General features: G+C 65.1%; 2 protein-coding genes. Both read left to right on the top strand.

The window, feature by feature from the left end; translation table 11 throughout:
- The first annotated feature begins 191 nt into the window (after positions 1-191).
- The gene (locus tag llg_RS16730) at positions 192-11,033 is read left to right on the top strand and encodes a hypothetical protein (RefSeq protein ID WP_338285888.1); all 10,842 of its coding nucleotides are present in this window, start codon (positions 192-194) and stop codon (positions 11,031-11,033) included.
- Positions 11,034-11,082: 49 nt separating this feature from the next.
- Positions 11,083-12,180 carry a hypothetical protein gene (locus llg_RS16735; protein WP_338285889.1) on the top strand — a complete coding sequence of 366 codons (1,098 nt, stop codon included), beginning with the start codon at positions 11,083-11,085 and terminating at the stop codon, positions 12,178-12,180.
- Positions 12,181-12,487: the final 307 nt, after the last annotated feature.

The raw sequence follows: 12,487 nt of genomic DNA on the forward strand, positions 1-12,487 counted from the left end.
GTCATAAAGACGTGTGACAAGACCGTCACTCACGTGATTTTTTATCTTAAAGAGATTGATCCTAACTGACCTGTAGATAGCATGCGCCGCGATGAACGGAAAATGCTTCCGCTTGTCATTCCCTTGCTTGTCCGCTATTGGCCGCGCCCCCTCCTGCGAACCTTTCCTTTTCACGATTCCCCTTCATCGTCATGAGCGTCACGAACCATCCCCACCGTGCAGCGTTACTTTTACTGGCGGCCTTGGGTCTCCAGAGCACGTTGCTCGCCGCTCCAGCCATTACGGCGACCAAGGACGACGGTGTAGCGGCCGGCACGCGCAAGCTGCCGGGTTCGACGGTGACCTACACGAACACGATCACCAACACGAGCGGGACGGACGCGGCGACGGGGGTGACCTACACCGACCCGGATGATGCGAACGCTCCGACGGATACTTCGACCGTTTCGGCGACGGCGGTGGCTGTGGATGACGTTTATCCCGACACGGTCCTGCCGAACATCGGCGTGAACACGGCGACCAGCAGCCAGTTCAGCGTGGTGACGAACGATTTCACCGGCATTACCGCCGGAAATCCCGTGGCGGCGTCCTCGCTGACGCTCACCTACGATGCGGCCAGCTTGAACGGCGGCCAGGTGGTGATGACGACCACCGGCGCGAACGTCGGCAAATTCACCTACACGCCGCCGGCGGGTTTCACTGGAACGGATTCCTTCAATTACGTGCTGTCCACGGCGAACGGCACCGTTCCGAACAAGACCGCGAAGGTGACGCTCACGGTGGGCGGGCCGGTGATCTGGTTCGTGAATGTCGGCGCTGGTGCGGGTGACGGACGTTTAAACACCCCGTTCAATACCCTGGGTGCCCTCAACGCGATCAACGATGGCACGGGGCTCCATCCGAAGATCAACCACACCATTTTCCTCTACCAGAATGCGACGGCCTACACCGGCCCGATCACTCTTCTGAACGGCCAAAAGTTGATCGGTCAGGATGCCACCGCGACGCTGGCCAGTCTCTCGGGGGTGACGCTGCCGCAGGACAGTTTCGCGCTGCCCGCGATGGACACCGCCAATGCCGTGGCGAAGATCACCAACGGTTCAGGCAACGCGGTGGTCTTGAACAGCACGGGTGCGGCGGGCACCAATACGGTGCGCGGCCTCACCATTGGTTCGACCACCTCCGGCAGCGGTATTTCCGGCAGCGGCTTCGGCACGCTGACGGTGGACGATCTCCGGTTCACCGATTCAGCGAGCCGCGCGGGTCAGGCACTCAATCTCTCCACGGGCACGGTGAACGGCACCATCGCCACCCTCGAGTCCACCAGCGGGACCAACGGCATCAGCCTCACCACCATCGGTGGTTCGCTGACCATCACCACGGGAAGCATCAACGGTCCGACCGGTGCCGACATCCTGATTTCGGGTGGTGCCGGTAGCCTGAGCTACGGCGGCACGATCACGAACAGCGCCGGCCGATCGGTCGACATCTCCTCGCACACCGGCGGAGCGATCACCTTGAGCGGGGCCATCACCGATACCGGCACCGGCATTCTCCTCAACAGCAACGGCGGCACGACATTCGCGTTCAGCGGCGGCATCACTGCGAACACCGGGTCCAATACCGCCTTCGCCGCGACCGGCGGCGGCACGGTGACGGTGACCGGCACCAACACGATTGGAGCGACCACGGCACTGACCACCACCGGCGTGAACATCGCGAACACCACGATCGGTGCCAGCGGCGTGACTTTCCGCAGCGTGTCGGTGAACGGCGGCACCAACGGCATCGTGCTCAACACGACCGGCTCGACCGGTGGCTTCACGATCACCGGCACCGGGGACACCTCGGTGGGCGGAAACAACTCGGGCGGCACGATCCAGAACACCTCCGGTCACGGCATTTCGCTGACCAGCACGAAGGGCGTTTCGCTGACCAACCTGAACCTCCAGAGCAACCTCGGCAGCGGCATCAATGGCACCGGGGTGACCGACTTCACCTTCGCCAACGGCAAGATCAATAATTCCGGTGACGTTGTCACGGAATCGAACATCTCGTTCAACGGCGGGGCTCCGGTGGGAACCAACATCAGTGGCGTGGTTTCGATCACGAACAGCAACCTCACCAACGCCTTCAACTCGGGCATCGATTTCGTCAACGACGGCGGGACGATCTCGAACCTGACCATCACCGGCAACACCATCACCAGCACGACCTCCAGCACCACCTCGAAGGGTTACGGCATCAGCTTGGTGGGCGCGGGTACGGCAAGCAGCTCGCCGACCCTGACCAAGGCACTGGTCGATTCCAACACGATCCGGAATTTCCCGGGCGGCGGCGGCATCCAGGTGGTCTATGGCAACGCCACCGCCGGTGGCACCGGCGCGGTCTGCGGCACGCCCGGAAACGCGACCAACATTGTCACGATCACCAACAACGTGGCCCGCGGTGAAACCGCGGCGAACCGCATGAACACCAGCGCGGTGATCGTGTCCCTTTCGGGTGCCACCTCCGGTTCCCGGACCCAGGCGAACTTCAATATTTCCAACAACGGCTCCGCGGGCAGCCCCCTCGGCCATTGCTCCGGCACGGCGATCCTGATCGGTTGCAACGGGTTCTCGACGGCGACCGGCACGGTCAACAGCAACTACATCGTGGCGAACAACACCGTGGCCTCGAACGGCATCGGCGGCGGCAACGGCATCACGGTGAACAACGCGGACACCCCGGACCTGACCCTCACGGTCAACAGCAACAACATCAGCCAGGTGGACGGCAACGGCATCCTGCTGGTGGGCCGTGGCGTGACCGGCACCGCCCGCTACAAGATCCAGAGCAACACGGTGGCGGCTCCGTTGACCGGCACCCGCCCGGGCATCCGCGTGGATGCCGGCAATGCCTCATCCGCGGATGACGCGGTGTTCGTCAACATCAGCGGCAACACCTCCGGCGGCAGCGGTGGCAGCGCCGGTATCGGCCTGCGCAAACAGGGCACCAATGCGAGCGTTAACGATCTGGGTATCCAGGGCCTCTCCCCAAGCCCGGCCAACGGCGTGCAGATGGAAGATTATGTGTCGGGACAGAACCCCGGCAGCGTGGTGGGCCTTGCATCCACGGGCGTGAACAAAGGAGCGATTGCGATTTCGGGAGACAACTTCGTGGCGACCTCCTTGGTGCCGCTGATGTTCGCCGAGGGCGGCGTGGAAGCCGTGGCCCCGGTGGTGGCCAAGGCTCCGGCTGCGGTGATCGACGAGCTGCCAGTGGCGCCGGTGGTCGATGCCGAACCGGCGGTGGCCGTGGTGCCCGAGGTGGCGGCGAAGCGTGCTCCGTTCCAAGGTGATCTGACCGAATCCCAGCTTCAGGCGACGGTGGAGGCCGCGATCGAACGCTGGGCGGCCACCGGCTTGAATGCCGACCAGGTGGCGTTGCTGCGCGGCATGCGCTTCGAGCCTGCCGACCTCCCGGGCCTGCGCCTGGGTGAAGAAGGCGGCGGCCTGATCCGGGTCGACCGCAAGGCCGGTGGCAATGGCTGGTATGTCGACAGCAGTCCGATGGAAGACAGCGGTTTCGCCGGTGCCTCCACCCGCCTCTACACCAGCCCGACCGGTGAAGCCGCCGGCCGGATGGACCTCCTCACCGCAATGCTTCACGAGATGGGCCACGCGCTTGGTCTCGATGACAGCTATCGTTCCGAGGACCGGGACAACCTGATGTATGGTTACCTGACCAAGGGCGAGCGCCGTCTCCCGGTCAGTGGCCAGGCCCGCGGAGCGGTGCCGCACGATCATGACGGAGGCCACTTCCTGACCGCGCCGATCACCATCGGCACGCTGCCTCCGGGCAAGTCGGTGGTCATTACCGCCACGGTCACGATCAGCAACAGCATCAACGTTGGCCAGATCAGCAGCCAGGGCACCGTGGCCGGAACCATGACCGCCACTCCGTTCAGCGTATTGACCGACGATCCGAACGTGGGTGGCACGGCCGACCCGACCGTCACCCTGATCGGCATCCCACCGGCGTTCACGAGCGGCAATGCCACCACCTTCAAGGTCGGCACCGCGGGCACGTTCAATTTCGCGGCTTCCGGCATTCCGGCTCCGACCTTCTCGACCGTCAGCCCGCTCCCGGGCGGGGTGACCCTCGCTTCCAACGGCTTGTTGAGCGGCACCCCGGCCGCCGGCACGGGTGGAACGTTCACGCTGTCGGTCAAGGCGGCCAACACGGTGGCCCCGGATGCCACGCAGTCGTTCACGCTCACGGTGAACGAAGCCCCGACCATCACCAGTGCGACGACGACGACGTTCGAGACGGGGGCCCCGGGCACCTTCACGGTGCAGACCGGCCACAGCTTCCCGGCCAATGCGGCGCTCAGCGTGACCGGCACCCTTCCGAGCGGCGTGATCTTCACGGACAATGGCGATGGCACCGCGACCCTGTCGGGCACGCCCGCCGCGAATGCCGGTGGCAGCTACCCGCTGACTTTCACCGCGAACAACGGCATCCTGCCGAATGGTTCCCAGAGCTTCACATTGGTGGTCAATCAAGCCGCTGTATTCACGAGCACGAATGCCACGACCTTCACCGTGGGTTCCGCGGGCTCCTTCTCGGTGACCACGACCGGTTATCCGATCTCCGCGATCACCAAGACCGGTGCGCTGCCCAGCGGCGTCAGCCTGGTGGACAACGGCAACGGCAGCGCCACGCTGGCCGGCACCCCGGCCGCCCTTACCGGCGGGACCTACCCGATCACGCTCATCGCCACCAACGGCGCGGGTTTACCGGTCAACCAGTCCTTCACCCTGACGGTCAACCAAGCCGCGGCGATCACCTCGGCCAATGGCACCACGTTCACGGTGGGATCCGCAGGCAGCTTCACGATCACCACGACCGGTTTCCCGACGGGAGCCGGAATGACCCTCGGTGAAAGCGGCACACTGCCTTCCGGGGTGTCCTTCACGGACAACGGCAACGGCACGGCCACGCTGGCTGGCACGCCGGCCGCCGCGACCGGTGGAACCTACCCGATCACGATCAACGCCTCCAATGGCATTGGGTCGCCGGCGAGCCAGAGCTTCACCCTCACGGTGAACCAGGCCCCGGCCATCACCTCGGCGAACACGACGAGCTTCACGGCCACCCAGGCGGGCACGTTCACCGTGACCACGACGGGTTTCCCGACCAACGCGTCGATGACGATTTCGTCCTCGGGCTCACTGCCTTCCGGTGTGACCTTCACGGACAACGGCAACGGTACGGCCACCCTGGCGGGCACCCCGGCCAGCGGCACCGATGGCAGCTATCCGCTCACGATCACCGCCTCCAACGGCGTGAGCCCGCAGGCATCCCAAAGCTTCACGCTGGTCGTGAAGCCGCCGGTCGACCACTTCACCGTGACCGCCCCGGCGAACGCGACGGCAGGCACCGCGGTGAATGTCACCGTGACCGCTTTGGACGCGGCCAATGCCGTGGTCGCCAACTACCAGGGCACCGTTCACTTCACCAGCAGCGACGTCCAGGCGGGTCTCCCGTCCAACTACACCTTCACGGCCGGTGACAATGGCAGCCACACCTTCAGCGTGACGCTCAAGACGGCAGGCAACCAGACGGTATCGGTCAATGACACCCTCACGGTGACGGCGGCTGGCACCAGCGGTTCGATCGCGGTGGTGGCGGGTGCCGACGCGAAGCTCGCCTTCCTCCAGCAGCCGTCAAACGCGGTGGCCGGTGTGGCGATCGCCCCGGCGGTCACCGTCCAGGTGCAGGACGCCTTCGGCAACCCGACGACGAGCACGGCGAACGTGACCGTGGCGATCGGGACGAACCCGGGCAGCGGCACGCTTTCCGGCACCACGACGGTGGCGGCGGTGGCGGGTGTCGCGACGTTCAATGATCTCTCCATCAACAAGACCGGCACGGGCTATACGCTGGCGGGTTCCTCCTCCGGCCTGACCGGTGCGACTTCCGGCACGTTCAACATCACCCCGGCGGCGGCCAACAAGCTGGCGTTCGCGCAGCAGCCGTCGAACACGGTGGCGGGTGTGGCGATCGCTCCGGCGGTGACGGTGCAGGTCCAGGACACCTTCGGCAACCTGACGACGAGTACGGCGAGCGTGACAGTGGCGATCGGGACCAATCCGGGCAGCGGCACGCTTTCCGGCACCACCACGGTCGCGGCGGTGGCGGGTGTCGCGACGTTCAGTGACCTTTCGATCAACAAGATTGGGACGGGCTACACGCTGACTGGTGCTTCCTCCGGCTTGACCGGTGCGACCAGCGGCACCTTCAACATCACTCCGGCGGCGCCGAACAAGCTCGCGTTCCTCCAGCAGCCGTCGAATGCGGTGGCGGGTGTGGCGATCGCTCCGGCGGTGACCGTCCAGATCCAGGACACCTTCGGCAACCTGACGACCAGCACGGCGAACGTGACGGTGGCGATTGGCACGAACCCGGGCAGTGGCACGCTTTCCGGCACGGCGACGGTGGCAGCGGTTGCGGGGACGGCGACGTTCTCGACCGTCTCGATCGACAAGATGGGCACGGGCTACACGTTGACCGGTGCTTCCTCCGGTTTGACCGGTGCGACCTCCGGCACGTTCAACATCACCCCGGCGGCGGCCAACAAGCTGGCGTTCGCGCAGCAACCGTCGAATGCGGTGGCGGGTGTGGCGATCGCTCCGGCGGTGACGGTGCAGATCCAGGACACCTTCGGCAACCTGACGACCAGCACGGCGAACGTGACGGTGGCGATTGGGACCAACCCGGGCAGCGGCACGCTTTCCGGCACGGCGACGGTGGCCGCGGTTTCGGGCACGGCGACGTTCTCGAACCTTTCGATCGACAAGACCGGTACGGGCTACACGTTGACCGGTGCTTCGTCCGGCTTGACCGGTGCGACCTCCGGCACGTTCAACATCACCCCGGCGGCCCCGAACAAGCTGGCGTTCGCCCAGCAGCCATCGAACACGGTGGCGGGGGTGTCGATCGCTCCGGCGGTGACGGTGCAGATCCAGGACACCTTCGGTAACCTGACGACGAGCACGGCGAACGTGACGGTGGCGATCGGGACGAACCCGGGCAGCGGCACGCTTTCCGGTACGGCGACGGTGGCCGCGGTCTCGGGTGTTGCGACGTTCTCGAACCTGTCGATCGACAAGATCGGCACGGGTTACACGCTGACGGGCGCCTCCTCCGGCCTCACCGGTGCGACGTCCGGCACGTTCAACATCACTCCGGCGGCTCCCAATAAACTGGCCTTCCTTCAGCAGCCGTCGAACGCGGTGGCGGGTGTGGCGATCGCTCCGGCGGTGACCGTCCAGATCCAGGACACCTTCGGCAACCTGACGACCAGCACGGCGAACGTGACGGTGGCGATTGGCACCAATCCGGGCAGCGGCACGCTTTCCGGCACGGCGACGGTGGCGGCGGTTGCGGGCACGGCGACGTTCTCGAATCTGTCGATCGATAAGGCGGGCACGGGTTACACGCTGACCGGGGCTTCGGCCGGTCTGACCGGTGCCACTTCCGGCACCTTCAACATCACGGCGGCGGCTCCCAATAAACTGGCCTTCCTTCAGCAGCCGTCGAACACGGTGGCGGGTGTCTCCATCACTCCGGCGGTGACGGTGCAGATCCAGGACACCTTCGGCAACCTGACGACGAGCACGGCGAACGTGACGGTGGCGATCGGGACGAATCCGGGCAGCGGCACGCTTTCCGGCACCACGACGGTGGCGGCGGTGGCGGGCACGGCCACGTTCAGCAACCTGTCGATCAACAAGACCGGCACGGGCTACACGTTGACCGGTGCTTCGTCTGGCCTGACGGGGGCGACCTCCGGCACGTTCAACATCACCCCGGCGGCCCCGAACAAGCTGGCCTTCCTGCAGCAGCCGTCGAATGCGGTGGCGGGTGTGGCGATCGCTCCGGCGGTCACGATTCAGATCCAGGATACCTTCGGCAACCTGACGACGAGCACGGCGAACGTGACGGTGGCCATCGGTACGAACCCAGGCAGCGGCACGCTTTCCGGCACGGCGACGGTGGCAGCGGTTTCGGGCACCGCGACGTTCAGTAACCTTTCGATCAACAAGGTCGGCACGGGCTACACCCTGACGGGCGCTTCCTCCGGTCTGACCGGTGCCACTTCCGGCACCTTCAACATCACTCCCGCGGCCGCCACCCACTACACGGTTTCGGCTCCGGCGAATGCGACCGCGGGCACGGCGTTCAACGTCACGGTGACGGCGCTCGACCAGTTCGACAACACGGCCACCGGCTACGCGGGCACCGTCCACTTCACCAGCAGCGATGCTCCGGCCACCCTTCCGGCCAATAGCACGCTGACCAACGGTGTCGGAACGTTCAGCGCCACACTGAAGACCGGTGGCAACCAGACGATCACCGCCACCGATACGGTCGCCGGTTCCATCACCGGCACCAGCGGCAATATCTTGGTCGATCCGCGCTCCGATCTGGCCGTGACGGTCACGGATTCCCCCGATCCGGTGGTGGCTGGAACCAATCTCACCTACACGATCACGGTGGTGAACAACGGGCCGAGCGCCGCGGCGTCCGTGTCGCTGGGTGACACCCTCCCGGCTGGAACGACCTTCGTCTCGCTGTCGTCCGTTGGTGGCTGGTCCCCGACGACCCCGGCGGTCGGTGCCTCTGGTTCCATCACCGTCACCAAGGCCTCCGTGGCTCCGGCGGAAAGCGCCAGCTTCACGCTGGTGGTGCAGGTGGCTGCCTCGGTGGTGAATGGCACCGTGATCAGCAACACCGCGACCGTTTCGACCACCACGACCGAGCTCAATTCGGGCAATAATTCCTCCACGGCCACGACCACGGTCTCGACCAGTGCGGATCTCTCGGTCACGATGACCGATTCCCCGGATCCGGTGACGGCGGGCCAGAACATCACCTACACGGTGAATTACTCCAATGCCGGTCCGAGCGACGCGGCGGGTGTATCGGTCAGCGACACGCTTCCGGCGGGCACGACCTTCGTTTCATCCTCGGCTCCTGGTGGCTGGTCCACCTCGGCTCCGGCGGTGGGTTCTTCGGGAACCGTGACGTTCACGTCCCCGAGCGTGGCCAATGGTGGCTCGGGTTCGTTCACGATCGTTGCCAAGGTGGCGTCCAGCGTGACCGCCGGCACGGTGATTTCGAACACCGCGACGATTGCCGCGACCACGACCGATCCATCGGGCGGCAACAACAGCGCCACGGCCACGACCACGGTCAACCGCTCGTCCGATCTGGCCATCACCATGTCCGATTCCCCGGATCCGGTGAATGCCACCCAGAACGTCACCTACACCATTGACCTGACCAACAATGGTCCGAGCGATGCGTCCTCGGTGTCGATTTCCGACACGCTCCCGCTCAACACGACCTTCTCCTCGGCCTCGGCCCCGGCGGGTTGGAGCACGAGCGCGCCGGCGGTCGGTGCGGCTGGCACCGTGACCTTCACGAAGTCGTCCTTCGCCGCGGCGGCCACCGGCCAGTTCACCATCGTCGCAACGGTGGACCTGCTGGCCCCGAACAACTCGACCCTCACGAACACCGCGACGGTGACGGCGACGGAGAGCGATCCGAATTCTAGCAACAACTCGGCCACTACTACTACTCTGGTGAAGAGCGGCGCGGATCTGGCGATCAGCGGCAGTGCTTCCAGCCCGGCGATCGCGGGCACGGATGTGACCTACACCTTCACCGCCACCAACAACGGCCCGCTCGATGCGGACAATGCGGTGGTGACGGATGTGTTGCCGGTTGGCACGACCTTCGTGTCCGCCGTGGCTCCTTCCGGTTGGACGCTGTCGTCGGCCCCGGCGGTGGGCACCAACGGCACGGTGACCTTCACGAAGGCCTCGTTCGCCAATGCCGCGACGGCTGACTTCACGGTGGTGGCCCACATCTCTCCGAGTGTGGGTTCCGGCACGGTGCTCCACAATGGCATCGCCGCCAGCTCGTCGACGCTCGACATTTTCTCGCAGAATAGCAGCGCGAGTCTGGACTCCACCGTCATTACCCGTGCGGATCTCGCCGTGACGCTCACGGCGACGCCGAACCCGGTGCTGGCGGCTGGCAACATCACCTACACCATCGGCGTGTCGAACATCGGCCCGAGCGATGCCACGGGCGCCAGTGTCAGCCTGCCGCTGCCCGCGGCCACGACCTTTGTCTCGGCCTCCGGTGCCGGCTGGTCGATCAGCTCTCCGGCGGTCAACAGCGGGGGAACGGTGACGTTCTCCGGCGGCTCGCTGGCCCTGGGCGGCTCCACCTCGCTCACCGTGGTGGCCAAGGTGAACACGGGGACAGCCAATGGCACGGCCATCCCGGCCACGGCGACCGTGTCCGGCGGCAGCGATCTTGACCCGGCTGGCGGCAACAACAGCGCCTCCGCCTCGGTGGACGTCGGCACCGTTGACCCGACCCCGCTGCAGCTCGCCACCACCGGTACCCTCAATCGTCAGACCGGCATGTTCGAACTGAACGTGAAGGTCACGAACACCACTCCGTATCCGATCAACGGCTTCCGCCTGCATGTGGATTACAGCGCCTATGTCGGTGCCTACCCAAGCCTGCGTCTCTACAACGCGACCAGCCTCAATCCGGATCCGCATGTGGACTACCCGTTCCCGGTGCCGGTCGATGGCTTCGTGAATGTGAAGCTGGTCTTCTACACCAGCACCCGCACCTTCCCGGCCCAGTTCAACCCGGTGCTGACGGTCGAGAAACTGGGTTCGTCCCAGGTCACGGACACCAATGGCGGCGGTGTGGCGGCCACGGCGAAGAAGTTGACGGATGGCACGGTGCTCATCGAGTTCCCGTCGATCATCGGTCACTGGTATCGCGTCCGCTACAGCTCCGACATGGTGCACTGGCAGGATTGCCCGGTGCCGCTCCAGGCCGGTGGCACGAAGGTCCAGTGGATCGATAGCGGTGCTCCGTTCACCAACATCTCCCCGGCCGATCCGAGCGTGACCAGCCGCTTCTACATCGTGAACGAAATCGCCGCTCCCTGAGCGTGAGCCGTCTGACTCCGAACGTCGAAACCGACCCCCGATCCGATCCATGAATTCCCGTTCTTCCCTGATGATGCTCGCCGCTCTGGTTGCCGTGCCGGTCATGGCACGCGGTGGTGATTTGCGTGATCCCGCCCCGGACGATTCGAAGGCGGCCGCGAACATCTCCGTGCCGTCCGCCCCGTCGCCGTGGCGGGTGGGGGCCAGCTACGCGCCGTTCCTAGGCCTGAAAACCACGTTCTCAGGCCTGGGCCGGTTCAACAGCCCCTTCACTCCGCAGCCGCTGGGGGGCGGACAGAACCGCGACTACGATGATGGCTTTGTCCACGTCGATTCGAGCGGTCCGAACAGCGGGGGAACGTGGAACTGGGGGTATCAGAACAACAGCCAGTACAACCCGGCCGGAGACGGTTCGATCAGTTTCTCGATCACCAACAGCCAGTCCAACGCGAGCGCGGAGGAACGGAACGGTGCCCAGGGCTTCGAGCTCATGGCCTACCGGGATCTCGGCCCGATCGAGTGGGCCACGGTGTCGGCTCGGAAATCCACTTGGGGTCTCCGCGGGGGCTTTCAGTATGGTCGCGTGGAAGTCGGCAACCACGACTTCCTTTCCGCCAGCGCGGTGACGACCACGGATACGTTCGGCCTCGGCGGTTCGTCGCCGGCGGGAGCGCCGTATTCCGGTTCCTTCAGCGGGTGGGGAGTGGTGCTCGATGACAATCCGACCCGCACCACCACGTCCAACGGCCAAGCGATCGTGAGTGGCACCCGCGATCTGGAATCGGATCTCTTCATCGCGAACTTCGGTCCGTATTTCCAGATCCCGGTGACGGATCATTTCGACGTCACCTTGGAAGCGGGAGTGAGCCTCGCGGTGGCCTCCGGTTCCTACGACTACCTTTCGTCCACCTCGCTCGGTGTGCTGGGCACCCAGGTCAGCCGCGGCAGCGGTTCGGACACCAGCTTCCTGCCGGGCCTCTATGTCGGGCTCAGCGGGATTTACCAGCTGAACGAGAAGTGGGCGCTCCAAGGTTCCGGTCGTTACCAGTACATGGAGTCCTTCGAGATCAGTGCCGGTGGCTCGCAGGCCGAATTGTCGTTTGATTCCGCCTTCGTGGTGTCGTTCGGCGTTCTCTATTCGTTCTAAGAACGACGGCTTTCCTCCAAGCGGGACGGGTAAACACCGGTCCCGCTTTTTTGGTTTTGAGGAAGCGACCGGGAGGAAAAATCCGATCGCAGTTCCCGGAGACCGGGAAGAAGAAAAAATAACCGCTGTGCCGTCCAGGCGAGGTGAGCCACGTTCCAGGAGCCCACTAGGTGGGGACGTCCGGTGTTGGTTGGTCGTCCTGTAAAGGCGTGACCTGATTGACCGGAGTAATGTCCCCGTGTTTATAGCATCGGTTCGGGCACGCTTGCCAGAGCGGACGCACACAGCAGTTGGTGGAATGCTACCG

This window comes from Luteolibacter sp. LG18 (assembly GCF_036322585.1).
Lineage (GTDB): Bacteria > Verrucomicrobiota > Verrucomicrobiia > Verrucomicrobiales > Akkermansiaceae > Luteolibacter.